The sequence below is a fragment of the Sphingobium naphthae genome, assembly GCF_043589935.1.
In the GTDB taxonomy this organism is placed as follows: Bacteria; Pseudomonadota; Alphaproteobacteria; order Sphingomonadales; family Sphingomonadaceae; genus Sphingobium; species Sphingobium naphthae_A.
In genome coordinates, this window is sequence record NZ_CP171454.1 from 487,957 (window position 1) to 512,139 (window position 24,183).

Below are 24,183 nucleotides of genomic sequence, written 5' to 3' on the forward strand. Positions count from 1 at the left end.
GCCGCCTTTGGGCAACAGCGCATCGGTGCCGCCGCTTTTTACCCCCGAGATGGCGCACTCACGGGTCGCGTTGACACCGCTGAGCGAGACTAAAGGAGAACAAATATGCCTCAATTTGAAGTCCAGGTGATCGCGCGGCCGTGGGTCAATCAACGTATCGTGATCAACGCACCAAATGCGGAAATTGCGGCGCAACAGGCAATCGAGACGGCCCGGGAAAGCCCCGCTGCTTGGGAGGTTCCCGGCGCGAAAGATTTCACCGAGATACTGATCGACCCGGAAGAACTGACTGATTTCGACACGGACGAAATCACGGTTGAAGGATAGCGGCTAGCTCCGCCCAAGTAGTCCCACCCGTCCCTGTTTCTCTCTTTTGGAAGGATAGTGTGCATGACGCCTATTACTGACGATAACTGGACACTCCACTATACGATTGGCCGCGTTCTCGCCGCCAAGGTCAAACCCGGCGATGTGGTTCACATGCCGGGCGGGGGCGGCGACCTGATCGTGCTCGGCGGAAGAGCGCCGCTGCGCGCCAACGACCGCGGCAGCATCATCGTCCGCTATGCCCTCGCCGGGGATAGTGACAGGTTCGAGACGCGTCCCGGCGCGGTTGGGATGGTCTGGATCAGCGCCGCCGGTGGCTGGTCGGAGCTACCGGCATGAAACCGCACCATGTCCATGTCTACACGACGATCCGGGTCAAGGTCGCGGTGACCGCGGAAGATCATGCGGACGCCATGCGGCAAGCGGCAGCGATCGTCGGGACAGGGATTTTCCCTGTTCGTCTCCTTCCCAACGCTGCGGCGGTGCTCGACGCGCAGCCAGCCGAAGAGATCACCAGCTTTCTGGTGGACGAAGCGGACGATCCGGAGTTCGAGAACAGCTGCTTCTACGATGCGGAATACCGCAGTCGCGAGGACTGCCCAACATGACCGAATGAAGGGGAGGAGGAAGGGAAAGGCGCTCCGTTTGGTGGAGCGGTCTGGAGCATCCCCCATGAAAATCGAACTACGGCGCATCTCCTACAATGCCGCGCTCTCGCAGGAAACCGCCGCTTTTGCAGCCGAGGTCTGGATCGACGGCGAGCTTGCCTTCCACGCACGCAACCAGGGAACGGGCGGGGCGGACTTCTATCGTCAGGTCGGCCGATGGACCGAAGCTGAAGTCAATGCCTGGCTGACGGCCAATAGACTCCCGCGCAGCCTTGGCGACGACCTCGCTTGCGATCATGATCTTGAGATCGAGGTGAGCGACCTTCTGATGCGCGCCGTCGAAGGCAAACGCCTCAAACGCCTTCTCCGCACCAATCTGATCGCGATCGAACGCGATCAGATCCTGCAATATCCGCTCCGCAAGCGGCCACTGGCGATCGTCACCCGCGCCGTGCGCGCCACCAATCCCGATGCCGTCATTGTCAACGACGCCGGCGACGATGTGTTCGCGCGCGCCCTGGACGTGCTGCTCGCCAGCCGCTGACAGCCCGGATCGGAACGCCGATGACCAACGACTTCGATCCCGCCGATGCGGGATGCTGGATGGCGCAAGGCCGTCCGGCCCACCACGCGCATGCGCTCGCCGACGCTTGGCGCCGCTTTCCCGACCTGCCGAACGACGCGCCCCTGGACGAGCGCATGGCGCGTGCCCGCGAGCGTGTTCAGGCGCTTCGCCCGCTCAACGAAGCGATCGGACTGGAGACCGAACGCCAGCGCCAATTCGCGAACTTCGCCTGCATCGAACGCCAGATTGCCGAGGGCAGCACCGACAGCCGCAATGCCTTCATCCTCCATGCCCGCGACGTTCGTGGTTATGATTGGGACGCCTCTTACGCCTATGCTGACGGTCGCTATGCTGCGGAGGCTGGATGGGAATCGCGTCCACCGTCACCATGCCGCGCGGGGGAACAGGACGTCCGCCGACCCGCCTACCACCAGGGCTTTCTGGATGGCGGCGGTCAGCCCGACGACATCTTCGATGCCGCGCGGCGGTCCTTGGCGGTCACCCCATCCGAGATCGCGCACCCTGAAAACCCGCGCGCCGCCCGGCCGCTTCCCAGCCAATGGCCAGGCCCGACCGATACCCCGGCGCCCGTGTCATGGCATCGCCGCCTGCTGCTGCTCGGCGCTTCGGAGCGCGAGACAGGCGCGATCGGCATCCTCGCGATGCTGAGCGAACGGCCCGGACATGAGGCTGCGGCCCAATATGTCATCAGCGCCGAAACCGGGCTGCATCCGCTATCCGGCTTGTCGGCCCCGCCACCCGGCGATGGCGCCGCGCTCCGCCAGATCCTGCGCCAGGGCGACTATACGGACATCCTGATCGTTGCCGACGATGCGGAACTCGACCGGCTCGATGCCGATGCCGATATCCTGCCGCTCGCGCGAACGATGGAGCGGACCCGCAATTCGGTGCTCCAGCAGCGCGCGCAGTTTCGCCTCTGGCTCGCCCGGGGCCGCGCGCCCGGCGACCAGTTCGCCGCCGGCCATATCCGGTGGTCCAAAATGGCGGCCGGGCTGTCGGGACGCCTCGGGGATTTCACCGCGCGCTATGCCGGTCCGGCGCGACCTCGCGGCCACCGCATCGTGATCGAGGATGCGAGCGGCGATCTCGCCCATGGCTATCGCACGCCGTTCGGCGAGAAACTCCATCCCGAGATCGTGATCGGCAACAAGGCGCATGCCCGAACCGCGATGGCCGACCTGCTGCGGCAATATGCGGCTTCGCTTCGCCTGGGCTGATCCCGCATTTCCGGCCCGGCGGGACATAAACGCAGATGCCGCCTTTCGAGCAGACGCGTCATGGATGGGAAGGGGGAGGAGGATTGGCGGTATTTTCGACGAAGGACTTCCGCCAATGAACTCTGCCCTTGCCAACGAGCTTGACGCCCGAGCCGCCGAAGGCCGGCATCCGGTCACTCTCAGCCAAATCAAGCAGCAGTTGCACGATCTGGGATACGCGCTCGATCGCACCCTCGACTGCCGCTCAATCGCCCGCATCATGACGGGGCCCCGCGCCGGACAAACCTACCCCAGTCTCTCGACGGGGATCAAGGAAGCGGACACCGGACGTAGCGCTTTCCACGTCGATGCCCGCCGCGACACCAAATTCCGGATGCTTCAAAAGCTTCGGTTTGAGGTCGGCCTCTATACCGTCCTCAAAGGGGCGATCCTGGACCTCTGATCGAAACCGCCCGGCCTCCCATCGATCACGCAGCGCCAGGGGCAGTCAGCCAAATCATTGCCAACCGCGCACGTAACAAGCCCGCTTGAGCCGCCGCTCGGCGTGAGGCCGCAGCCCCCCTGACATCCGACCGGGCCGCCACGCCGCGCCCGCAAGACCACCGAAAAGGAAGCATTCCATGCGAAACAGTGCATCCGCGCTGGCTCTCCAGCTGTGCCTCGACTTCGACCAGCCGGTCGCGCCCGCCAAGCCAGCCGCCCCCGTCGATCCGGAGCCGACGCTCTTTTCGGCAACCATCGTCGACACCGCCCGGCCGCCAGTCGAGGCAGCTATTGATTTCTCCCTATCGGCGGGGCGGACCCTGGCGTCCTCATGGAAGGAACGCGCACGCGACAATGTCGAGGCGATCCGGCTGCTGAACCTGCTCGACCGCGAAGGACGGTCCGCATCACCGGCCGAGCAGCAGGCGATTTCCAGGTTCATCGGCTTCGGCGCGTCGGAACTTGCCAACAACATGTTCGCCCGCCGCGGGAAAGAATATCGCGAGGGCTGGGAGGAACTAGGGCAGGCCCTGGTCGCCGAGACGACCGATGTCGAACTCCAGTCTCTCAAACGCGCGACGCAATATGCGCATTACACCCCCGAATACATCATCCGCGCCATGTGGGACGCTGCCCGGACCCTCGGCTTTACCGGTGGGCAGGTTCTGGAACCGGGGTGCGGCAGCGGCCTCTTCATGGGGCTCCGGCCGGATGCATTGTCGCAGGACACGCTGTTCGTGGGCATCGAGAACGATCCCGTCACCGCTCGCGTCGCAAAAGCGCTCTATCCCAATCAGGTCATCCGCTGCGTCGATTTCGACAAGGCGCCCCTGCCCGCCGACTTCGACCTCGCGATCGGCAATCCGCCCTTCTCGAACCTCACCATCCAGAACCGGACCGAACTCGGTAAGCTCGGCCTGTCGCTTCACGACTATTTCATCGCCAAATCGCTCGAGCATCTACGGCCCGGCGGCATCGCCTTGTTTGTGACATCGCGCTATTCGCTCGACAAGAGCGATCCCAAAGCCCGCCACCATATCGACGGCATTGCCGATTTCCTCGGCGCGGTGCGCCTTCCGGGCAAGGCCATGCGGCAAGAGGCGGGCACGGACGTCGTCGTCGATATCCTGCTTTTCCAGAAACACACCCCCGATGCCCTTCCACGCACGCAGAACTGGATCGAGCTGGCCGAGATCCCCGACAGCGACGAAGGTTTCGGGCCGCTGCGGATCAACCGCTATTTCCTCGACCATCCCGATCATGTGCTGGGGCGTCACGAATGGCGCAGCGGCCAGTTCGGCATGGACTATAATTGCGCGGCCGACCCCGACGCAGACCTCCCGGTCGTCCTCGCGGCCACCTTGTCCGCGATCGCATCGAAGCACGCGGGCGCCTGCAAGCCGCTCGAGCGCACCACATCCCTGCGCGACATGCCAAGCGCCACCCTGGATGTGCAAGTCGGCACCGCCGCGGACGAAGCCGAGTTCAAGGAAGGCAGCTATCTGGTTTCCGGCGGTGTCCTCCACCAGATCATAAATGGCACCCCGACCGTGGTCGGCGTCAAATCCGGCCGCGGCGGCGCTGGTCTGTTTCCCAAGCACGCGGCTATCATCAAGGCCCTCATCCCGATCCGCGATACGGTCCGCGCGATCCTGCGCGCGCAGTTGGGCGACCGGCCCTATGATGCCCTTCAGCAGGCGCTGTTCACCCACTACCGGCAGTTCGCGAAAAAATACGGTCCGATCAACCGCACCATCACCAGCATCCGCACCGATCCGGAGACAGGGGCCGAGAAGGAGTATCAGCGCCGCCCTAACCTTCAGCCCTTCCTCGATGACCCCGACGTCTGGCTGGTCGCTTCGATCGAGACCTATGACGAGGCGAGCGACACGGGCACGCCCGGTCCGATCTTCACCGAATGCGTCGTCAAGCCGCCGGTAACCCATGAAATCCATTCGGCGCAGGATGCCCTGGCGCTATCGCTCCATGACCGCGGCCGCGTCGATTTGCCCCTGATCGCTCAGATGCTCGGCGTTACCGAAACCGAGGCGCTCACCGATCTTGCGGGGGACATCTATCTCGACCCCGTCCGCAGCACACCGCATTTCGATCACTGGGTCACGGCCGACGAGGTCCTTTCCGGGCCGGTTCGCACCAAGCTCGCCCTCGCGCGCGAGAAAGCCGGGACCGATCCGCGATTTTCTGCTGTCGCCACCGCGCTCGAAGCGGTCCAGCCGGTCGATCTGAAGCCCAGCGAGATCACCGCGCGTCTCGGCGCGCCCTGGATTCCGGTCGATGTCATCGAGGCGTTCATCCTCGAAATCATGGAGGTCGAGACCCGGATCCTCCATACGGTGGAGCTGGCGAGCTGGACGGTCGACAAGGCCCCGTTCGCCGGGCACGTCAGTTCCTCCTCGACCTGGGGCACAGCCCGCCGGAGCGCGGCGGACCTGCTCGAAGACGCGCTGAACTCCCACATTCCCAAGATCTACGACGTCCACCGCGACGCCGACGGTTCGGAACGCCGCGAGCTCAACGTCGTCGACACCGAAGCGGCCAAAGAGAAGCTGGCGAAGATCAAGTCGACCTTCGAGACCTGGGTCTGGCAGGAGAGCGAACGCGCCGATCGGTTGGTCCGCATCTACAACGATGCCTACAACAATCTCGTGCCCCGGAGCTTCAGCGGCCAGCACCTGAAGCTGCCGGGCGCGTCGACGACGATCCGCATGCGCGATCACCAGAAGCGCGTCGTCTGGCGGATCATCGCGTCGGGCTCGACCTATGTGGCCCATAGCGTCGGCGCGGGCAAAACCTTCAGCCTCTGCGCCGCAGTGATGGAGCAGCGGCGTCTCGGCCTCGCCAACAAACCGATGATCACGGTGCCCAACCATTGCCTCGCGCAGATCGCGCGCGAGTTCCTGATGCTCTATCCCACCGCGCGCATCCTGGTCGCCGACGACACGAACTTCGTGAAGGAGAAGCGGCAGCGGTTCCTGGCGCGCGCGACCACGGGCAATTGGGATGCGATCATCATCACGCATGATGCGTTCAAGTTCGTGCCCACGCCGTCATCTTTCGAGAAGCAGCTGATCGAGCACCAGCTCGACAGCTACGAGGTGCTGATCACCGGCATCGACAGCCAGGACCGCGTGTCGCGCAAACGCGTCGAACGCCTGAAAGAAGGACTGAAGCAAAGGCTGGAGAATCTCCAGTCCCGCAAGGATGACCTCGTCCATATTGGCGAGATCGGCATCGACCAGATCGTCGTCGACGAGGCCCAGCAGTTCCGCAAGCTGACCTTCGCCACCAATCTCGGCGACCTGAAGGGCGTCGACCCGGTCGGCTCGCAGCGTGCCTGGGACCTGTTCGTGAAGAGCCGTTATCTCGCCGGGACCAATCCCGGACGCGAACTGATCCTGTCATCGGGCACGCCCATCACCAACACGCTGGGCGAGATGTATACGCTGCAGCGCTTCATGCAACCCGACGAGCTTCACGCCAAGGGCCTGCACGAATTCGACGCCTGGGCGTCTGCCTTCGGAGACACCCGCACCGAACTCGAACTCCAGCCGAGCGGCAGCTACAAGCCCGTCACCCGCTTCTGCGAGTTCGTCAACGTCGCCGACCTGATGGCGATGTATCGCAGCGTCGCCGATGTCGTCTTGAAGGATGATCTGCGCCAGTACGTCAAGCTCCCCACCATCAGGGGCGGCAAACGGCAGATCGTCGTCGCGAAATCCGGCGCGCCGTTCAAAGCCTATCAGCGGGTGCTCGCCAAACGCATCCAGGCCATCGAGACCCGCGGCGGCCGGCCGCAAAAGGGCGACGACATCCTGCTGTCGGTGATTACCGATGGCCGCCACTCGGCGATCGACCTGCGGTTCGTCGACGCGGATGTCGGCAACGAGGAGGGCAACAAGCTCAATCTCCTGATCGAGAATGCTTATCGTATCTGGGAAGAGACGGCCGACTATCGCTACATCGATCCGGAAACCGGCAAGCCGTATCCGCTCTCAGGCGCGGTGCAGATGATCTTCTCCGATCTCGGCACCGAGGCCGCGCTCGAAACGCGCGGCTTCTCCGCCTATGTCTGGATCCGCGATCGGCTTGTCGCGATGGGCGTGCCGGCCGAGCAGATCGCCTTCATGCAGCATTACAAGAAGAACAGCGCCAAACAGCGCCTGTTCAACGATCTCAACCAGGGGCGCAAGCGGTTCGTTCTGGGATCGACCGCGACCATGGGCACCGGCGTCAACGCGCAGCAGCGCCTGAAAGCCCTGCATCATCTCGACGTTCCCTGGCTGCCATCCGATATCGAGCAGCGGGAAGGGCGCATCGAGCGCCAGGGCAACCAGAATGACGAGATCGAGCTTTACGGCTACGCCACCAGCGGCTCGATGGACGCGACCAACTGGCAGATGCTCGAGCGCAAGGCCCGCTTCATCAACATGGCCATGTCGGGTGACCGCTCGATCCGGCGGATCGAGGACGTCAGCTCCAACGTCAATCAGTTCGCGCTGGCCAAGGCTCTCGCGTCGGGCGACGACCGCCTGATGAAGAAGGCCGGGCTCGATGCCGAGGTCGCACGGCTCCTGCGCCTGCGCGATGCCCATGTCGACGACCAGTATAATATCCGCAGGACCATCACGCGAACGACGCGCGAGATCGAGGACTGCCACAAGCAGATCGCCAGGCTCGAGGCCGATCTTGCACATCGTGTTCCCACGAAGGTGGATGAGATCCTCTTCGATTGCGACGGCACGATGATGACCGATCGCAAGGCTGCCGGCGAACGTCTCCTCGGATATGCGCACCGGATGCGGAAAGGTCGCGCCGAGGCGCGCTGGACGCTCGGCACCTTCAACGGCATCGGCCTGGAACTCTCGGGCTACGAGGCCCTCGACCCCGATGGACGGCGCTACCTCTGCACCGTGATCGCGATGCAGCATCACGGCGAGCACGCCGACTTCGAGGTGACCGAGAAGACGCGGCCGAGCACGGTGATCGGCCGGATCGAGTCCTCCATCCGCGATCTCGACACGGATCTCGCCGTCGTCAGGGCCAGTCTCGAAGCCAACGAACGGCGTCTTCCCGCCTTCGAGGCTCGCTTGGGGCAAGCATTTCCCGACGCCGCCCTGCTCGACGAAAAACTCAACGAACTCGCCGAGCTCGAGGCCGAGCTGGCGAGCACCAAGGGCGAGTTCAACGCGGACAATGACGGTGACGCGCCGCTGCCCCCGCTTTTGGACGGCGCAGGCACGCCGGTGCCACAAGAAGCCGCCGTTGCTGCCTGATGCTCACATCGGTCTGGCTATCAATGGCAATTTGTGCCATTATGACCTCAGGAGATACGTCAATGGCGTCCATGAATGTTTCATTGCCCGATCCGATGCGCGATTATGTCCAGAAGCGCATCGACAAGGGGCACTATGCAAGTGTCAGTGACTATGTGCGCGATCTAATCCGTCGTGACCAGGCGGACACGGAGAATGAACAGCGCTGGCTGAGCTCGCTTGATGCTTCAGTCGAGGAAGCGGTAGAGGAACTGGAGAGCGGCGGCGGCCGTGAGCTCGGGGCCTTCTGTCGGGAGCTCACCTCCGAAATCGAAGCTCAAGGCCACCAGACCCCGCTTCAATGATTGTCATACTGGCGTCGGCCGCCCAGCGCGATCTACGCGCGATCGGCCGCTACATCGCGCAGGATAATCCCTTGCGCGCAGTCTCCTTCATCGCAGAGCTCGAGAGCGCCGCACAGGGCCTTGCCGAGATGCCACAGGGCTTTCCGCTGGTTCCGCGTTACGAACGATACGGTATCAGACGCAGGTCCTATCGCGGCTATGCTTTACTCTATCGTGTCGCAGGCGATCGGATAGGTGTCGTCCGAATCCTTGGACCAGGACAGGACATCGACCGGGCCTTGAACCTACTTTGAGATGAGCGGCGCGCACGAAGCGCCCGTGCTGTCTGCTGTCAATGCTGCGGTTTGTCGGCATGAAACATTATGCAGCCACCCCCAACGGACGGCGCCGAGCGCGGTATCATCAATAGGCTCCAGTCGTCCTGGCGACTGCGGAGCATATTGACACACAGGTTCACGCGCCTGGTCTTCGGCGCATGGGAAGGGGAGAGGGGAGAGAGCAGGCGAGGCCTGTTCAAATGGACCGCAGACCATCACGACCGCGGTTGCTCCAGGGCAGGCGCTCCTAGCACCGGAGTCCTTCCCATGACCATCCCAAGATCCGCGCCATGGACGGCGCAGGAAATCGTTACGCTGCGTGCCTGTTATCCTGCCGAAGGACACAGCGTCGCGCAGCGGCTTCCGGGCCGAAGCGTCCATGCCTTGCAGGTCAAGGCTCACAAGCTCGGCCTGAAGACAGCCCATAGAAATCCCGCGCCGAGGCCGCGCCTTGGCGGTGAGAACCTCGACGAAGCCATCCGGCTGCGTGAGGTCGAGAACTGGTCGTTCAGCGCGATCGGCACACATTTCGGTATCTGCGAAGCCAGCGCCTGCAACGCGGTGACGATCGCCCTTTGTGTCCGGCGCGGATACCGTCCGGCAGAGCGCGATCAGCATGGGCGCCTGACGGCTGAGGGTATCGAGCGACTGCGCTATGCGTTGAAGAAGGGTTACAAGGGCATCGACATTCAGTTGCGTCTTGGCGTCTCGGCCGCCTGCGTTTCCGAGCAGCGCCGGCGATATAATCGTGAACTGCTCGCACGCGGCAAGGCCGCGCTGCCCCCGCCGGGCGGCGGCGAGGCTTACAGCGGCGTCAAACTGTCGCCGGCAAAGCGCAGGCAGGTCGAGGAGCTGTTCCTGCAGGGGCTCGGCACACAGAAGATCGCCGAGCGCACCGGCGTGTCGAAGACGAGCTGCACCAGGATCAGGGGCCGCCTTATCCGAAGTCTGCGCCGCAAAGGGGAGTCGCTTCCTGGATGCGATAGCTGCGGGGTCCGTCATGTGCATGCTGAAAGCGCGCGTTTCGTAACCGATGAACAGAAAGACCTTCTGCGCGCGATGCTCCTCGATCGGGTGCCCGTCCAGCGAGCCGCGCGCGAACTCGCGATTGGCGCCTCGACAGCCTATCGGCTTCGTGACGCCTTCGCCGCCGAACTGGCGGGCGAAGGCCGGGCCCTGCCGCCTCCAAGGCGTCCTGGCCGGGTTCGCCACGCGCCCATGCGCAATTCCTGCTGGCCTCCGGCTTCGCCTCAGGAGATCTACGCGTTCCGGCGCCTCCTCGGCTGTATGGGGTTCGCTGAGGCGAAAGCACATTGGCAGGACACGCGGCGAGAGGAGGCAAGGATAGCACGAGAAGCGGCCGCGACGCACAAGCTTACTTTCGAGGAGCAGCTTGCCAAGGTCGCGTCCGGCGAACTGCGCATCACACGCGGCTTCGTTCGCAACCATCTCGAGCCGCGGCTTCCCGCACAAGCCGTCGACGCGTGATCGCGCGCGGCACCGGCGCGCTGGGGCGGCCGGAATCTCCTGGCATGATCGATCCCGGGCAACCGCCGGTCGCCCAGCCTCTGGCGGCGACGGCCTGACCGAAGAGGAGAGGGAGGGTTTGAGGCGGGCGTGCTGATGCGCCCGGACGGCAGGAACTGGCCTCATGCCCTATGACATCCCCTCTCGCTTCCAGCAGCCGCCCGCCGGCTTGTCCCAGGCGGACCGATCACCGGTGTACTCTTCGAACGTTGCCCCTCGGTTGGCCGCGGGCACCCCCATCGAGATCATCGTCGGCCTTCCCGGCCTGTCGGAGGGGCCCTTGCTCGCCCGCGCGCGCGCGTTGCAGCTTCCCGTCCTCATCTCCGCGAACAGCCTGTCACGCTGGCGGCAATGTGACGGCGGGCGTGAATGGGCCGGTTGGCGGTTGAGGCAGCTTGCCAACGCCCATGGCCTCGCTTCGATCATGCTCGATTCCGCCGGATTCGTCCTCGCATCAAGATATCGAGGCCTCCCATGGACCGTCGAGGATTATGTCGAAGGGCTGGCGGCCGCCTACCCCTGGCGGCTCTGGGCAAGCCTCGATCATTGCGTCGAACCCGAGATCGCGCGCGACCGTGAAGAAGTGCTCGATCGGATCGCGCGCACTGTTCGCCTCAACATCGAATGCCATGCCCGCGCACTCGACGCCGGTATCGTCTCGAATTTCATGCCAGTTTTGCAAGGCCGCCGACCAGGCGATTATGTGCGCTGTCTCGATGGCATCGCCCATATCCTGCGTCCGGGACAAACGGTTGCGATCGGATCGACCTGTCGGCGCGCCGTGCACGGGGAGGATGGCCTTCTCGCCGTGTTCGAAACACTCGACCGCCATCTCGATTCCACGCACCCGCTCCACGGTTTCGGGATCAAAGGCCCGGCTCTTAGTCATTTGCGCGCTTTCGAACATCGCAAGATCACGGTCGACAGCAGCGCATTCTCCTATGCGGCGCGTATGTCCGCGCTGTTCGACGGACACGCCAAGACCAACCACTTCGTCGCCGACCACATGGAACGCTGGACCGAACGGCAATATGCCCGGCTCGCGCGTCCTCGGAACGGGTTTCAATCGTCATTGCCGCTGCCGTTGCCTGCGGAACCCCTTCCGACAGGCTGGGAAGCCGCCGTTGCCGCCGCGCGAGAGGAGATTCGGGCGCTCGTGATGGACGGCGAAATTTCCCACGATCAAATTACCGACGCCTGGATCGCCGAGTGGGCGGCCGATTTGCTGGGGACCGCTTGACCGACCGCTCCGCACCAAAGTGAAGCGTCAGACAGAATGCTGGTTGAATTGGTCGCGATAATCCGCTAAATGTAACTCATTAAACTAGGAGTGCCCCCATGTCCCGTCCCGCCAGCACCGCAACCGTCGATGTCGATAGCATCCTGCGCGACCGGATAATGGCGAGCGCCGACCGCATCATCAAGATGATGCCGCCCGCCGCCAAGGCGGCCGCGATCGGCAGCGTCGATGTTGCGGCGCTCGTCTTCAATATCGCGCGCGGAATCCCATCGGTCGAAACCGATGATCCCGACAAAGCGGAGGACATCACACGGGCAATCGCCTTCAAGCGCCGGCTGATCGACGAAGCGGGCGGCGCGTTCGACGCCGAGGCGGTGCGCAAGCTTCTCGGCCACAAGACCGTGCAAGCCGTCTACAAGGCCGCCCGCGATCGCCGCCTGCTGATGGTCGAAGACAATGGCGCCAAGCTGTTTCCGGCATTCCAGTTCGACGGCGACACCATCCGTCCTGCAATGTCGCGCATTCTTGCCGCCGCGCCCGGCGCCGGCGGATGGGCCGTGCTGCAATATCTGGTGAGCGGCGATGGAGGTCTGGGCGACGCGCGGCCGATCGACCTGATCAAGGGCAATGAGGCGGACGTCGATCGCGTCATACGCTTCGCCGGTACGCTCGACGACTGACGATGGTCGCTCGCGCTACTATGCCGGTGGCGACCATCGCCGCCGGGCAAACGCTCCACCGCGTGCACGGCGCATCCGTTCCCGCGCGCTGGTATGGGCGCAAGGACGCGACATGGCGCTGGGACGACCCTCAAGGGCGCTACGGCGTCCTCTATCTCGGCAAGAGCTTGACCGGTCCATTTACCGAGAGCCTGCTGCGGACACCAGGCGACCGGGACGTCCTATGGGACCGCGTCCAGCAGAAGCGCGCCGCCGCCTTCGTCACCACGCGAACGCTCCGCCTCGCAAAGCTGCATGGCCCTGGCCTCGCCTGGTTCCAAACGACGGCCGCGGGCGTTTCGGCGGACTTCGATCCCGCAATCCATCGGGATGCCTATGCCACGACGCAGACGATCTCCGCGTTCGTCTACGCTGACACCGCGCTTGACGGCATCCAGTACCGTTCACGCTTCGATACCGATCAGCTTTGTGTCGCATTGTTCGAACGCGCCGATTCCGCGATTGACCTGGTCAGCGAAAACCTGCCGATCGGCAAGGACTGGACCCGGAAGATACTGAAGCCGAGAGGCTACGAATTGATTGAGCTATAGAGTCCCGTTTCAACTTCGAAGGCGCCTCCCAGGCGCTGACCTATCCGAGGCGTCGTCACCACCGGGGCGCGAAGAGCGGCGCCCTGCGGCTTCATGCTATGCTGACTGCTCTGCCTCGGTCGGCTTCTTGCGCGGTCGCCGGGTTGTCGGCGTTTTCTTCGCCTTAGGGGCCGGAGCGGTTTCCACCGTCCTTGGCTTACGACCAAGCCCGATTTTCTTGGCGAGCGACCGGCGCTGTTCGGCGTAATTGGGAGCAACCATCGGGTAATCGGAAGGCAAATTCCACTTGGTCCGATAGTCGGCAGGGCTCATCTGATAGTGTGTCATCAGATGCCGCTTGAGCATCTTCAACTTCTTGCCGTCTTCGAGACATACGATGTAATCGGGCTTGACCGAAGCACGGATCGAAACCGCCGGTTCAGGTTTGATGTCCGGCAGCACTGCCGGCTCCCGAAGACTGTTCAGCGCACCGTGAATATTCTGGATCAACACGGGTAAGTCACCAACGGCGACGCTGTTGTTCGAGACATGCGCGGCCACGATATCGGCGGTAAGCGTTATGAGTATTTCTGCCGTATCGACCTTCTCTGTCATGTCGTTCTTCCTTGTCGTGAGGAATAATGCGGCTGCGAAGACGGACACCCGATAGCAAGTCGTTGCGGGCACGGCCAGAGCTTCCATGCGCCCCACTTGCCGGGCCAGTGACCCGGCTTGCCGCCGGACGGGCTACGCATCCGAAAATGGCCGACCGCCGTCGCCGCGACGGGCCGGAGGAGAGAAGGGGGTGGTTGATGGTGATCCAATAGGGAGGCTATAGCCATGACCGCCGTTCACATGATCGCGCCCGACCGTCGTCGGCACGCAGAGCCGATTTTCGTATCCGGCTCGCTTTCCATCCGGCAACTTCCCCAGGCAGTGAAGGCTCGCCTCGGCAAGATTGTCGACGACGGCGTCCCGGTGCTGGTCGGCGATGCCCGCGGCGTCGATACGGCCGTGCAGCTCTATCTTTCGGATTGGAACGTCGACGCGGTGACCGTGTTCTGCACCGGATCCACGCCCCGGAACAATATCGGAGGCTGGCCGGTCACGCGCGTAAAGTCCGATGCGCGTCCGGGCACACGCGAGTGGCATAGCGCGAAAGACCGCGAAATGTCGCTCCTCGCAGGCGCCGGTCTCGTGATCTGGGATGGCACAAGCAAGGGCAGCGGCTTCAATATTCGACGACTGTCCGATCGCGGCTGTCCGGTCATCATCTATCTTCATCCCGCCGGTCGCTTCGTGCAGCTGAGCACCGACGCCGAGCGAAATGCCTTCTTCTCTCGCTACCTCCCGGGCTGATGGGGCTCCGATCAATAGAAGCCGACCACCTTCATCGCTGTCGCCTCAACACGATAGACCAGGATTCAAACCCATGATCTTCTACACCGCCGTCGAACCCGGCACGCTTCACACCAGGATAGTGGGAACCCAAGCCGATGCCCGCGCCATCAACCGGGAGTTCACCCAGATCGATATCCCGATCGGAAAGCCGGAGCTGATGGCTTGGGCGAACGACATGCAGCGTCAGATCGACGAATTGCGCGACGCTCTCGGCCGTGCCGCGGCTGATGAGCCGAGCGGGACTAGCGCAGAGACCCTCGAACCCGCGCCGCTCCCACACCGGACGACTTCCAGCGATGACCGGCCGATGGAAACGGCCCCGATACGCGCTGAACCGCCAACGGAGATCATGGCACTGGACGCGGCGCGGCTCGCTCCGATCGTCGAACAGGCGGTCGAGCGCGTCGGCGAATTGGGCCAAACCGCGTTCGAGGCGATCGACGCCTACCAGGCCCGGGACGGTGTCGGTGGCTCTTTCAGCCGCGGCGTCCATATCCTGTCGGTGCTCTGCGCCAGCGAGCATCAATTGACCCGGCTGCTATTCCGGGCGCGCGCAAAAAGAACCTGATCCTCGGCCGCGGTGCTGCCGCGACGCCCGACTGGGGAGGAGGGGGAAGGATTGAGGCGGGTGTGTTGATGCGCCCGGACCTCAGGAGCCTGACCCCATGTCGTACGACATTGCCTTTCGCTTTCAGCAGGCGCTCGATCCCTCGGCGCTGATCACGCTGCCGACCGCCTTGCACGCCCTCAATGCCGCGATCACGGATTGCCGCAACGCCGGGCGGCCTCACGAAAGCGATCCCGCCGTAATTCTGCTTGCACGTCACCTCGGCGACATCGCCTCTCGGATCGAGCGTCCCAATGTCGAACTGCGGCGCGCCTGCATGGATGCCATTGCCGATCTCAGGCGCAAGCCCGCGCTCATCGCGCTGGCTCACAAAGGCGTTGCCTATGACGAGGCCGCCAAGAAGCTGTTCCACTCGGACGCGCGCAAGGCGCTCCGCCGGTTGGCCGACGCGCTTCGCCTGCCCGAAGACAGCTTCGATATTCGTTCGGTGCAAGGAGGAATCTCGGTGTCGGGCGAGATCATTCTGCACGGCGAACAGATATACGTCCAGATCAGCCTCGGCTGTATGGGGCGCGGCCGCGAGATCATGTTCCGCCGTGTCACCGGCCGCAAGGACTATTGCGGCGATCGCAACCATTGGGGGGACATCGCTGACCTGATGGCGCCCGACACCCTGGCACGACGCATCCGCCGCGAACTTCATCTTTCCGAACCTGACACACCGCCCTCGCGGCTCGTCGCCTGAGGAGCTGCGTCATGGAAATCATTGCTGCCCACGCGTGCGTCCTCGCGCGCCCGAAATCCGTGTCACGGGGGCGTCTCTTCGTCTGCGGTGATATTCACGGCTGCTACGATGAATTGATGCAGCAGCTCCGGCTTGTTGGCTTCGACACGGGACGCGATCGGCTGGTTGCCCTCGGTGACCTCGTCGACCGCGGCCCCAAAAGCGCTGAGGTCCTGGCGCTGCTCACAGAACCCTGGTTCACCAGCATTCGCGGCAATCACGAGGAGCTGATGATCCAGGCCGTCAACGGCGATCCCACCATGCACATCATCAACGGCGGGATCTGGCTTGCCCATCTGCCTGCCGACGAAAGGAATCGTCTCGCCGCCTTGGCGATGGCGCTTCCGGTCGCGCTTACCGTGATCTCACCCTCGGGCCGCAAGATCGGCTTCGTCCACGCCGACGTGCCGGGCGACGATTGGGACGCGTTCATCGAACGTCTCGACTGCCCCCAGGTGCAGGAATACGCCATGTGGACGCGCGATCGCGTGCGAACCGCGAAACGTAACCTCCCCCTGCCGCCGATCCGCAACGTCGATCATGTCTATTTCGGCCACACGCCGCTCGCCGAGTCCGTCACCGCCGCGAACATGAGCTGGATCGATACCGGATGCTTCGCCACCGGCAGGCTGACGCTGGAAGAAATCGCATAACCGTCCTTGTCGAACCCGGCCCCCGCTCGATGGGGCGGGCCGCAAGGTGATGTCCCGCAAGGTCGCGGACCGCAACGACCATGTTAGCGGCTCGTACGCGGGCACCGGTCCACGCGCTTGCCCGACCTGCGAGGCGCGCTGAGCGCATCCACCGCGAACTTCCCTTTTCGAACCCGACACCCCGCCCACGCGACTGGCCGCCTGAGGAGCAGCATTATGGAAATCATCGTCACGACGACCTGACCGCCGCGTTCGATCGTCTCGAACCCCGGTCCGACCTTCTTACCGTCGCCGATCTCGGACTTCGGCAGGACGACGGCCGGCGCGCCGCCTGATCGCCGCCACCTGACATTCGTCATCGCCATTGGAGACCCATGATGGATATTTATGTCGTCACAACATTCCATTTCTCGCAAACGCCGGCGTCCATCAGCTATCACGCCAGCGAACGAGAGGCGTGCATCGCCGCGGCAGAGCGCGTGAACGCGTTTCGCGCCGATCTCGATCCCGTATCCCTGTCGCTGGTCGATGGGGACTGCTGGCAGCTTGGGTTGGCCGCGGCGCAGTTGGTCCAGCTCGCGGTGTTCGGCCTCAATGTCACCGACGTCGATGTCAGCAAGCTTGCCGATGCCTCCGGATTCGATGTCCGGCTCGAAAAGTCCGAACTTCAGGGCATGACCACCCTGGCGCTCGACGACCGCGAGCGGTCGACCGTTCTTGCGGCGCTTCGCGGATACCAGCGGCACCACTGTCCGTCCGATCTTGCCGATACCGGCAGCAACCTCGGCCGTCACAAATCGCTATCCCCGGATGCAATCGATGATCTCTGCACGCGGATCAATTGCGACACCCCGTTCCCGGTCGAAGCCAATATCGTCGTCACGCTCGACGGCGGTCTTGTCCAGGGTATCGCCGCCGACCGGCCTATCACGGTTCGCGTGGTCGACTACGACGTCGAGGGCGCCGATTCCGGTGACCTCGTCATGATTCCCCGAGACCAGGGTGAACCGGTTCCCGCATCCGTCAGCGGTTGGGCGGTGGACAGCGTCTGTATCGATCCGGAATGGATCGCCAACGTCGACGCGGCCTGCGCTTCGGAAAGTCGGGCGACCGCGCTGATGGCAGGAGCATGACCGCCATGAACCGCATCCGCAGGGTCGAGAACTTCGACCGCTATGAGATCCTCGCCCATCCTCTTCCCAGCCGCGAAGATCGCGTCTTCCATCCCGGCGACACAGAAACCTCGCGCGCTTCGATCACCTACGCATCACACGATGTTCGGATCGCCCGACCCACGGGTATCGGCAGCAAAGGCCGGGTCGCCATACTGATGCATCATGGAGGCGGGCGACACGTGCTCGAATTCAACGAGACCGCCCTGCCGATCGCCACCGCGCTCCTGGCCCTGCCGGAAAGGCAGCAATATGCCCTCGCATATGCGATCTTCGAGCAAGCCGATGAGTGCGCCGGCGGCGCCCGTGCGGCGGAGGCGGAGCGATGGGCCGATGCGTTTCTCGATGGCCGGATCCGCAAGCGCCGTAGCGGCGGCAGGCGCTACGCCCAAATAGAAACGCCGGATGAAAAGGCCTGTCGCCGCTCCTGATCTCGCTGCGGGTTTCCGCCGGAACAAATGATCGCCTGGTCGCCGCCAGGCGAGCTCCCAGACCATCACAGCAACCTAGGGGACATTCGCATGGATCACCAACCTTCACCGGCGAGCATCACCCAATTGCCCGTCATGACCAGCGCCGATGCCGAGAACGTCGGCTTTGCCATCTTCAACCATGTCCCGACGTTGCCGATCGACATTCCCGACGGGGGCTTCACGGTGAGCGCGAAAACGAGCGAGGGGCTGCGCGTCACCTTCTATTTCGGTCCTTACCGCACCGGCGGACCGCCACGCTGCATCGACATTTGCTACCACGATGCGAGCATGACCGTGCCCGATGGCGGAGGTTCACCAGTCCCGGTGTTCGACATGTTTACGATCGCGGAGGAAGGCCGCCACCCCTACGACAGCCGCAAATCCGATGTGTCCGAAAAACCGTCGATCGCGGTCGTGCTACTCGACAAGCCCGAGAGAGCGGGCGGCTGATCGTGCCGAACATGGCCCGCCTATCGGCCGCCACACTTACGGAATGACCCCGATTTTCCGGAATTTCCGGTGCGAATGGTCGGGAGCACCGGATCGTATCGCCCGCGCCGCGGGCTGTCCCCGACCGCCATCCCTCCATAATCAGGAGCATTTGCATGAACACGGACGATCTCGACACCGCAACACCCGAGCAGCTTGCGCCGGTCCTCTATGCCGCCCTCCAGCGTCTCGGTCAGCTCGGCCGGACCGGGGCTGTCGCGCTCGCGGCGCTGGTCGATGAAGACGATCCCGATTTCGAGGAAGCTGCGTCCTGGGTCGGCGACGTAGCCGCCGGAGACCTGCGCGAATAGTTCTCCACCACCGACATTTCTACCCACGCACGAAGCCCGGCCATCGCGCCGGGCTTCGTGATTCCGGGACATGCAAATGCACCGATCCGCCCCGGCACAGGATGCTGGCGGGCGTTTGAAAGGACCATCAATGATCAGCTTCACCGCGACATACAGCCCGGAGGACAACAAGATCCACCTCTACGCATCGTCCCGCCTCGATGCCGAGACCTATGCCCGTGTCAAGGAAGCGGGCTTCAAATGGGCTCCGAAACAGGAGCTTTTCGTGGCGCCGAAATGGACGCCGCAGCGCGAAGACCTCGCCATCGAACTGGCCGGTGAGATCGAGCCCGAGGAAATGACGCTGGCCGAGCGCGCCGCCATCAAGGCCGAGCGGCTCGAAGATCTTTCCCACAAGCGGCACGCCCAGGCCAATGCCTTTTCCCGGCGCGCCGATGAACTCTCGCAAGCCTTCTACATGGGCCAGCCCATCCTTGTCGGCCATCATAGCGAACGTCAGGCGCGCCGGACGCAGGAGCGCATGCATTCGGCATCGAGCGCCGCCGTGAACGCCGAAAAGGCCGCGACCTACTGGCTGGGTCGCGCGAGCGGCGTCGAGCATTTCGCCAACATGAAGAACAACCCGCGCACGCGGGCCAACCGGATCAAGACGCTGCTGGCCGAACTGCGCGACCTTCAGCGCGGCATCAACAGAGCCCATGCGGCACTGGCGATCTGGGAGGATATCACGAGCGACGAACAGATCCGCCACGCGCTCGGCAACATGGATTCCCGCACGATCTGGGCGAGCTACGATCTCTATTACAAGGTCGACAATGGCGAGATCACGCCCGCCGATGCCCGGCAGCAGTGTGTCGAGGGCGCCAAGCTTGCCGCGGGCGGCCCCAACCGCCGCCGTTGGATCGAACATATCCTGCACCGGCTCGCGTTCGAGCGGTCGATGCTCGGCGACGTGCCGCGCTATGACGGCGAGCTGACCCCGGTCATCATCCAGGCCTTCGCCCGCGAGCATGGCGCCGAAAGTCCCAAATCCACAGCAATCGACGCCGGACGGTTCCGGCTCGAAAGCCCGGTCCCGCTCCCGGCGCATATCGCGTCGGAGAATTCCCTCGAGCTCAGCGAGGGCGACTGGCGCGACCTGATGCAAGCGTGCGGATACACCGTGCCGGAAAAGAAGGCCCGTCAAGCCTCGGCCAAACCGGACACCGTGCCTCTGATCAATCCATCGCGCGAACAGGCCGAGCAACTCCAGGCGATCTGGAATCTGCGCATGGTTGCGGCCTGCATCGGCAAGCGCAGCACCGCCAGGGCCAACGCGGTCTACGCGACGACACAGGCCACCTATTCGGCCAATGCGAAGGGCGACTATGACCCGTTCAAGACCGTCGAGATCGCCGCCGACGGGCACCGCGTGCGAATGGAATGGAAGGGCAATGAGCGTGTGCGGTCCGGCGAACCTGTCGCCCGCATCCGTATCTCGACGATCGGCGTTGAATTCTACAAGCCCGACGCGGTGGTCATCATCACCGACAAGCCCGCCAAACCGCTGCCGATCGACCTCGACACCCTGGAGGAGGGCGCCCGCCAGGCCGCGAACGAGGAGGCCGCAGCATGACGACCGGCAGCAACACTCCGCCCGATATCCCATCGCCCATCGACGTCCCGTGGCCCGGCGATTTCGAGAAGGTCGAGATCGCGCCCGCTGCGCAAAACCGGAGCGGCGTCACGCAGACGGACACGCTCGAATTCGCGCTCGAAACCGCCGCCTGCCTCTGGGAGGGGGTGCTGACATTGCGCGACCGTCCCGCCACCGATCCGGATGCCATCGCCCTGGCACTCGCTATCCGCGAAACCTGCAATGCCGTCGGCACCGCCGACCTGCGCTTGACCGTCGTGGGCTGGACCGGCGCCGTCGAGGCGGCCTGGAGCGCGGTCGCCGACGGCTACGACCTCTGTTTCGACTGGGACTTCGTGCCGGGCTGGATCATCGACCATATCGACTGGTCCGATCCCGCTCATCCGACGATCAGGCCGGAATCCCTGCGACAAGATCCCGAATCCGCTGCGAACGGCGGACCAGTCGCCACGCGGCCGACCAGCGTGCAGCCGCCTTCCGACGAGGAGAGCTGACGATGGGGCGCTCGGTATCCTATCCCAGCGAGGCGTATGTCGCCTTCTCGCAGTGGGACGCGGGCTGGATCGAAGACGACGACGAGCCCTATACCCGCCATTTCAGCCAAGTCGCGGCCCAGGACGATTGGGACTTCATCGTCGAGGATTTCCGCGAACAGGTGCTCGCGCTCTATCCTTCGGCATGGACCGCGACCGGCTGGATCGACCGCGAAGACCGTATTGTCGCCATGAACCGCTACGCCCGCTTCGGCATCTCGGAATATTGCGGCTGCATCGCATATTGGGTGGTCCTGCGCCACGACATCCATCCCGGTCAGGAAGGGTTGGCGCAACGCTGGGTCGACCAGATCGCGGTCGGTTTCAAGAAGCGGTTCGCGACCCTCGTCCGCTTGGACGTGTTCTCCAACGGCGAGGCTATTTTCGAGCGAACTGCCCCCTGACCGCGCGGCTCCCCGATCGCGCCCCTCCTAACATCCGACACCGGCATGATCCCGCCGAGCGGCCACCGCTCGGCGGCGCGGCCCGGCCGTGGAGCGAAGGGAGAGTGATGGGGTGCGGCGATGAGGTCGCGGCAACCCAGGAGGCTCACATGACATTTCCCACCACGATCCACGCCAGTGTCGGCGAGTCGATCATCCACAAGGCGACAAGACTTTTTGCCGGCTGCGTCGCCGACGCGCTCCACGAGCTCCTCCAGAACGCCCGCAGAGCAGGTGCCACTCGCGTCGACATCCGCCGGTTCGACCGGGATAGCGCCACGATCCTGCGCATCCGCGACGATGGCAGAGGCATAGCCGATCCGACCAAGCTTCTCGCGCTCGGCGACTCAGGCTGGGACAGCGACATTGCCCGCAGCGAGGATCCGGCGGGCATGGGTGTCTTCAGCCTTGCCGGTCGCCATGTCGTCATCCGGTCGCGCCCCGCCGACGCCGAGGACGGATGGCAAGTGACGATCCCGCCGCAGGAGTGGGAGAGCGGGGAGCCGCTCGAACTTGTCCCGGCAATAATCGCCAAGGGCACCGAAATCGAAATCGAATTGTCCAAGGCGTGGATCGACGAGCTTGGAGAAGCGGTGAAAAACGCGGCGCGCTTCTATCCGCTTCCGGTCTTTTATGGCGAGGAGCGGCAGGCCCATGAAGCCTTTTTGAAAGAGGCCGTGCGCGTCGAAAACTGGAACGGGTGCAGCATCGGCGTTTTTCTCGACAAGTACACGCCCCACCGCGAGCAGGCCCGAATCAACTTCCATGGCCTCACCGTCCCGTGCCGCCTGCCGCATGTCCATGACGCCGATGGCGGGCGCGGTTGGTATGCCAAGGTCGACATCGTGGACGCGAAAAATTTGCAGTTTGTGCTTCCGGCACGCAAGGAAATGGTCCAGAATACGGCGCTCGACGCCCTGCGCGAAGCCTGCCAAGCGGCGATTTTCCGCACCATCGCCCGTGAGGGCCATCATCGGCTTTCCTACACACAATGGCTCCGCGCGCGAGAACTCGGCATCTCGCTGCCCGAGGCGGCGCCCTTCCTGCACCTCTGGACACCCCGCATCGCCGAAACGAACGACATCTTTCCGGGTGAGCGGATCGCCGGGGAACCGATGGTCATCATGCCCACGCTATCCGCGAACATCGAGCAGTGCGTCGACCGCGCGCTGAAATCCGCAGATGGTCTCGGCGGCTCGCCCGTTCGCGCGATGCTCGAATTCGCCGGATATGGCTGGTACAATGCGCTCCCGCGCGTCCTGGGGCTGTCCTTTCAGGTCGAGACGGACAACGAGACGTTCCACTATGACGACGGGGCATCGGTTCCCGACGACGTCGATTCCGGCCGCGTCGGCGCGATCACGCTCGAGCTCGCAGTGCGGGCCACCGCCGATTCCGAGGAACCCGCCGACATCCTCGCATTCCCCGCCGATGTGCTGATCGTCCCCACCGACTGTTGCAGCGACCTCGACGACGTCGCCATCCTGCTCGGCACCGACTGCGCGATCACGCCCGGCGAACTCGCCTCGCTGCTCGAAGCCTCCTGCTTCTGGCCCAACGAGGATTGCGACGCCGACAGCCATTACACCCAACAGGCGGCATTCGAGATGCAGGCCCGCTTCGCCGCGAACATGCTGCTTCTCGGCGAGGATGCGGCGGTCCTCGAGCGCGTGCGCGAGGCGTTGCGCCAGCATGTCACCTGGCTGATCCCCAAGGACCGGGCGATCAGCATGCAGGCGGTCAACCATCTGGTCGAGGCCGCCTTCGCGGACAATGACGACGCGCCTTCGGTCGACGCCGCCGAGTAGCCAAGCTTTCCCCTCGCGCATGTCCGGCGCGTCGTTTCGCGCGGCGCGTCGGGCCGCGTCCACAAGGAGCCGTGCCATGACACAAAAGCCGCCCTTCACGAAAATCTTCGACGGCGTTGCGACGCGCAAGCAGATGTTCGAGTTGTTCAACCGGATTCCCGACTGCCCGTTCGAGGATCGAATCTCCGGGAAAGCCTACGAAAATACGTGGTTCGAGGTGGACCGCGAGGGCTATGACACGATGCTTGAAGTGCTGCCGCCGCTCTTCATGCGAGCCGGGATGTTCGCTTTGTCCGAGCTCAAGGCCGGCTTCGTCGGCTCGGTTTTCTTCGAGATCGATAGCATCGACGGACGCAGGCGCTGGTTCACCGGATATTGCAACCTCGGCGATCGCAGCAGCCCCGACGCGATGCGGGCCGCGATCATCGCGTATGAGAAGGTCGCTATGGCCAACCTGTCGCGAGACGCCGCCCTGGATTTGATCTGGGAGCGCACGCACGATGATTTTCGCGGTCTCGCAGGTCAGTTCAATCCCGACGCCTGGCCCACCGAGCATCACGGCAAACGGTCCATCCTCGTCCATGAACCGGGCGTCGGCACTGTCCAGAAGCTTCTCGAAAATCTCACCGACGCCGAGATCGCCGACCGGCTGCCGCACGGGCCGACGATCTAGCTGCGTCCGCGAGACCTTCCGCTCCACGAGGAGCCGCCCGCGAACCC

At 64.0% G+C, this 24,183-nt stretch carries 27 protein-coding genes; 26 read left to right on the forward strand and 1 reads right to left on the reverse strand.

Features of this window, described 5'->3' with window-relative positions:
• Positions 1–105: 105 nt before the first annotated feature.
• The 13 genes from ACGGKE_RS02390 to ACGGKE_RS02450 all read left to right on the forward strand — a co-directional run bounded on the left by ACGGKE_RS02390 (position 106) and on the right by ACGGKE_RS02450 (position 13,213).
• Entirely contained in the window at positions 106–327 is a 222-nt protein-coding gene (locus ACGGKE_RS02390; protein WP_086485516.1) for a hypothetical protein, read from the forward strand.
• A gap of 63 nt (positions 328–390) precedes the next feature.
• On the forward strand, positions 391–666 hold the full coding sequence (locus ACGGKE_RS02395) for a hypothetical protein (protein WP_048575824.1): 276 nt from the start codon (positions 391–393) through the stop codon (positions 664–666).
• Positions 663–935 carry a hypothetical protein gene (locus ACGGKE_RS02400; protein ID WP_048575823.1) on the forward strand — a complete coding sequence of 91 codons (273 nt, stop codon included), beginning with the start codon at positions 663–665 and terminating at the stop codon, positions 933–935. The genes ACGGKE_RS02395 and ACGGKE_RS02400 overlap by 4 nt, the downstream gene beginning before the upstream one ends.
• Before the next feature lie 64 nt (positions 936–999).
• The gene (locus ACGGKE_RS02405; protein ID WP_048575822.1) at positions 1,000–1,479 is read left to right on the forward strand and encodes a hypothetical protein; all 480 of its coding nucleotides are present in this window, start codon (positions 1,000–1,002) and stop codon (positions 1,477–1,479) included.
• Positions 1,480–1,499: 20 nt separating this feature from the next.
• Positions 1,500–2,738, forward strand: coding sequence for a hypothetical protein (locus tag ACGGKE_RS02410; protein WP_048575821.1), 1,239 nt, complete (start codon positions 1,500–1,502; stop codon positions 2,736–2,738).
• A 115-nt stretch (positions 2,739–2,853) separates the two neighbouring features.
• The gene (locus ACGGKE_RS02415; RefSeq protein WP_394439806.1) at positions 2,854–3,180 is read left to right on the forward strand and encodes a hypothetical protein; all 327 of its coding nucleotides are present in this window, start codon (positions 2,854–2,856) and stop codon (positions 3,178–3,180) included.
• A gap of 178 nt (positions 3,181–3,358) precedes the next feature.
• Positions 3,359–8,515 carry a helicase-related protein gene (locus ACGGKE_RS02420; protein WP_140159559.1) on the forward strand — a complete coding sequence of 1,719 codons (5,157 nt, stop codon included), beginning with the start codon at positions 3,359–3,361 and terminating at the stop codon, positions 8,513–8,515.
• A gap of 62 nt (positions 8,516–8,577) precedes the next feature.
• Positions 8,578–8,859, forward strand: coding sequence for a type II toxin-antitoxin system ParD family antitoxin (locus ACGGKE_RS02425; protein ID WP_048575818.1), 282 nt, complete (start codon positions 8,578–8,580; stop codon positions 8,857–8,859).
• Positions 8,856–9,152, forward strand: a complete 297-nt coding sequence (locus tag ACGGKE_RS02430) for a type II toxin-antitoxin system RelE/ParE family toxin (RefSeq protein ID WP_048575817.1) — start codon at positions 8,856–8,858, stop codon at positions 9,150–9,152. Before ACGGKE_RS02425 ends, ACGGKE_RS02430 begins: the two co-directional genes overlap by 4 nt.
• Positions 9,153–9,443: 291 nt before the next feature.
• Positions 9,444–10,664, forward strand: coding sequence for a hypothetical protein (locus tag ACGGKE_RS02435; RefSeq protein WP_048575816.1), 1,221 nt, complete (start codon positions 9,444–9,446; stop codon positions 10,662–10,664).
• Positions 10,665–10,827: 163 nt separating this feature from the next.
• Positions 10,828–11,943 (forward strand): hypothetical protein, encoded by a 1,116-nt coding sequence (locus ACGGKE_RS02440; protein ID WP_239659667.1) that lies wholly within the window; start codon positions 10,828–10,830, stop codon positions 11,941–11,943.
• Between the two features lie 98 nt (positions 11,944–12,041).
• Positions 12,042–12,623, forward strand: coding sequence for a hypothetical protein (locus ACGGKE_RS02445; protein WP_048575815.1), 582 nt, complete (start codon positions 12,042–12,044; stop codon positions 12,621–12,623).
• A gap of 20 nt (positions 12,624–12,643) precedes the next feature.
• The gene (locus tag ACGGKE_RS02450; RefSeq protein WP_048575814.1) at positions 12,644–13,213 is read left to right on the forward strand and encodes an RES family NAD+ phosphorylase; all 570 of its coding nucleotides are present in this window, start codon (positions 12,644–12,646) and stop codon (positions 13,211–13,213) included.
• A gap of 96 nt (positions 13,214–13,309) precedes the next feature.
• Here the strand turns inward: ACGGKE_RS02450 and ACGGKE_RS02455 are convergent, their stop codons facing one another.
• Entirely contained in the window at positions 13,310–13,807 is a 498-nt protein-coding gene (locus ACGGKE_RS02455; RefSeq protein ID WP_048575813.1) for a MucR family transcriptional regulator, read from the reverse strand.
• A gap of 225 nt (positions 13,808–14,032) precedes the next feature.
• On the opposite strand from ACGGKE_RS02455, the gene ACGGKE_RS02460 reads away from it, so the two are divergent.
• From ACGGKE_RS02460 to ACGGKE_RS02520, 13 genes are all read left to right on the forward strand, one after another.
• Positions 14,033–14,551 carry a hypothetical protein gene (locus tag ACGGKE_RS02460; RefSeq protein ID WP_048575812.1) on the forward strand — a complete coding sequence of 173 codons (519 nt, stop codon included), beginning with the start codon at positions 14,033–14,035 and terminating at the stop codon, positions 14,549–14,551.
• A gap of 73 nt (positions 14,552–14,624) precedes the next feature.
• Positions 14,625–15,161 carry a hypothetical protein gene (locus ACGGKE_RS02465; protein WP_066519796.1) on the forward strand — a complete coding sequence of 179 codons (537 nt, stop codon included), beginning with the start codon at positions 14,625–14,627 and terminating at the stop codon, positions 15,159–15,161.
• 97 nt (positions 15,162–15,258) lie between these two features.
• Positions 15,259–15,906 carry a hypothetical protein gene (locus ACGGKE_RS02470; protein ID WP_048575810.1) on the forward strand — a complete coding sequence of 216 codons (648 nt, stop codon included), beginning with the start codon at positions 15,259–15,261 and terminating at the stop codon, positions 15,904–15,906.
• 11 nt (positions 15,907–15,917) lie between these two features.
• A complete protein-coding gene (locus tag ACGGKE_RS02475; RefSeq protein WP_048575809.1) occupies positions 15,918–16,598 on the forward strand; it encodes a metallophosphoesterase in 681 nt (226 codons plus the stop codon).
• Positions 16,599–16,972: 374 nt separating this feature from the next.
• Complete coding sequence (locus ACGGKE_RS02480; protein WP_066519806.1) at positions 16,973–17,731, forward strand: hypothetical protein; 759 nt, start codon at positions 16,973–16,975, stop codon at positions 17,729–17,731.
• Complete coding sequence (locus ACGGKE_RS02485; protein ID WP_048575806.1) at positions 17,728–18,201, forward strand: hypothetical protein; 474 nt, start codon at positions 17,728–17,730, stop codon at positions 18,199–18,201. The genes ACGGKE_RS02480 and ACGGKE_RS02485 overlap by 4 nt, the downstream gene beginning before the upstream one ends.
• A gap of 90 nt (positions 18,202–18,291) precedes the next feature.
• Positions 18,292–18,693, forward strand: coding sequence for a hypothetical protein (locus ACGGKE_RS02490; RefSeq protein WP_048575805.1), 402 nt, complete (start codon positions 18,292–18,294; stop codon positions 18,691–18,693).
• Positions 18,694–18,848: 155 nt separating this feature from the next.
• Entirely contained in the window at positions 18,849–19,043 is a 195-nt protein-coding gene (locus tag ACGGKE_RS02495) for a hypothetical protein (RefSeq protein WP_048575804.1), read from the forward strand.
• Positions 19,044–19,173: 130 nt separating this feature from the next.
• On the forward strand, positions 19,174–20,658 hold the full coding sequence (locus ACGGKE_RS02500; RefSeq protein ID WP_086485517.1) for a DUF3560 domain-containing protein: 1,485 nt from the start codon (positions 19,174–19,176) through the stop codon (positions 20,656–20,658).
• Entirely contained in the window at positions 20,655–21,173 is a 519-nt protein-coding gene (locus ACGGKE_RS02505; protein WP_174521978.1) for a hypothetical protein, read from the forward strand. Before ACGGKE_RS02500 ends, ACGGKE_RS02505 begins: the two co-directional genes overlap by 4 nt.
• A gap of 2 nt (positions 21,174–21,175) precedes the next feature.
• On the forward strand, positions 21,176–21,616 hold the full coding sequence (locus tag ACGGKE_RS02510) for a hypothetical protein (protein WP_048575802.1): 441 nt from the start codon (positions 21,176–21,178) through the stop codon (positions 21,614–21,616).
• 107 nt (positions 21,617–21,723) lie between these two features.
• Positions 21,724–23,463, forward strand: a complete 1,740-nt coding sequence (locus ACGGKE_RS02515) for an ATP-binding protein (protein ID WP_394439819.1) — start codon at positions 21,724–21,726, stop codon at positions 23,461–23,463.
• A 76-nt stretch (positions 23,464–23,539) separates the two neighbouring features.
• Entirely contained in the window at positions 23,540–24,136 is a 597-nt protein-coding gene (locus ACGGKE_RS02520) for a DUF1419 domain-containing protein (RefSeq protein ID WP_066519811.1), read from the forward strand.
• The last annotated feature ends 47 nt before the right edge of the window (positions 24,137–24,183 follow it).

Coding starts and splice junctions, on each gene's coding strand:
- ACGGKE_RS02420 (WP_140159559.1), top strand. CDS start 3,359: ATGCGAAACAGTGCATCCGCGCTGGCTCTCCAGCTGTGCCTCGACTTC.
- ACGGKE_RS02400 (WP_048575823.1), top strand. CDS start 663: ATGAAACCGCACCATGTCCATGTCTACACGACGATCCGGGTCAAGGTC.
- ACGGKE_RS02470 (WP_048575810.1), top strand. CDS start 15,259: ATGTCGTACGACATTGCCTTTCGCTTTCAGCAGGCGCTCGATCCCTCG.
- ACGGKE_RS02450 (WP_048575814.1), top strand. CDS start 12,644: ATGCCGGTGGCGACCATCGCCGCCGGGCAAACGCTCCACCGCGTGCAC.
- ACGGKE_RS02440 (WP_239659667.1), top strand. CDS start 10,828: ATGCCCTATGACATCCCCTCTCGCTTCCAGCAGCCGCCCGCCGGCTTG.
- ACGGKE_RS02480 (WP_066519806.1), top strand. CDS start 16,973: ATGATGGATATTTATGTCGTCACAACATTCCATTTCTCGCAAACGCCG.
- ACGGKE_RS02520 (WP_066519811.1), top strand. CDS start 23,540: ATGACACAAAAGCCGCCCTTCACGAAAATCTTCGACGGCGTTGCGACG.
- ACGGKE_RS02415 (WP_394439806.1), top strand. CDS start 2,854: ATGAACTCTGCCCTTGCCAACGAGCTTGACGCCCGAGCCGCCGAAGGC.
- ACGGKE_RS02505 (WP_174521978.1), top strand. CDS start 20,655: ATGACGACCGGCAGCAACACTCCGCCCGATATCCCATCGCCCATCGAC.
- ACGGKE_RS02495 (WP_048575804.1), top strand. CDS start 18,849: ATGAACACGGACGATCTCGACACCGCAACACCCGAGCAGCTTGCGCCG.
- ACGGKE_RS02500 (WP_086485517.1), top strand. CDS start 19,174: ATGATCAGCTTCACCGCGACATACAGCCCGGAGGACAACAAGATCCAC.
- ACGGKE_RS02395 (WP_048575824.1), top strand. CDS start 391: ATGACGCCTATTACTGACGATAACTGGACACTCCACTATACGATTGGC.
- ACGGKE_RS02425 (WP_048575818.1), top strand. CDS start 8,578: ATGGCGTCCATGAATGTTTCATTGCCCGATCCGATGCGCGATTATGTC.
- ACGGKE_RS02475 (WP_048575809.1), top strand. CDS start 15,918: ATGGAAATCATTGCTGCCCACGCGTGCGTCCTCGCGCGCCCGAAATCC.
- ACGGKE_RS02490 (WP_048575805.1), top strand. CDS start 18,292: ATGGATCACCAACCTTCACCGGCGAGCATCACCCAATTGCCCGTCATG.
- ACGGKE_RS02455 (WP_048575813.1), bottom strand. CDS start 13,807: ATGACAGAGAAGGTCGATACGGCAGAAATACTCATAACGCTTACCGCC.
- ACGGKE_RS02445 (WP_048575815.1), top strand. CDS start 12,042: ATGTCCCGTCCCGCCAGCACCGCAACCGTCGATGTCGATAGCATCCTG.
- ACGGKE_RS02460 (WP_048575812.1), top strand. CDS start 14,033: ATGACCGCCGTTCACATGATCGCGCCCGACCGTCGTCGGCACGCAGAG.
- ACGGKE_RS02485 (WP_048575806.1), top strand. CDS start 17,728: ATGACCGCCATGAACCGCATCCGCAGGGTCGAGAACTTCGACCGCTAT.
- ACGGKE_RS02435 (WP_048575816.1), top strand. CDS start 9,444: ATGACCATCCCAAGATCCGCGCCATGGACGGCGCAGGAAATCGTTACG.
- ACGGKE_RS02390 (WP_086485516.1), top strand. CDS start 106: ATGCCTCAATTTGAAGTCCAGGTGATCGCGCGGCCGTGGGTCAATCAA.
- ACGGKE_RS02410 (WP_048575821.1), top strand. CDS start 1,500: ATGACCAACGACTTCGATCCCGCCGATGCGGGATGCTGGATGGCGCAA.
- ACGGKE_RS02510 (WP_048575802.1), top strand. CDS start 21,176: ATGGGGCGCTCGGTATCCTATCCCAGCGAGGCGTATGTCGCCTTCTCG.
- ACGGKE_RS02405 (WP_048575822.1), top strand. CDS start 1,000: ATGAAAATCGAACTACGGCGCATCTCCTACAATGCCGCGCTCTCGCAG.
- ACGGKE_RS02430 (WP_048575817.1), top strand. CDS start 8,856: ATGATTGTCATACTGGCGTCGGCCGCCCAGCGCGATCTACGCGCGATC.
- ACGGKE_RS02465 (WP_066519796.1), top strand. CDS start 14,625: ATGATCTTCTACACCGCCGTCGAACCCGGCACGCTTCACACCAGGATA.
- ACGGKE_RS02515 (WP_394439819.1), top strand. CDS start 21,724: ATGGGGTGCGGCGATGAGGTCGCGGCAACCCAGGAGGCTCACATGACA.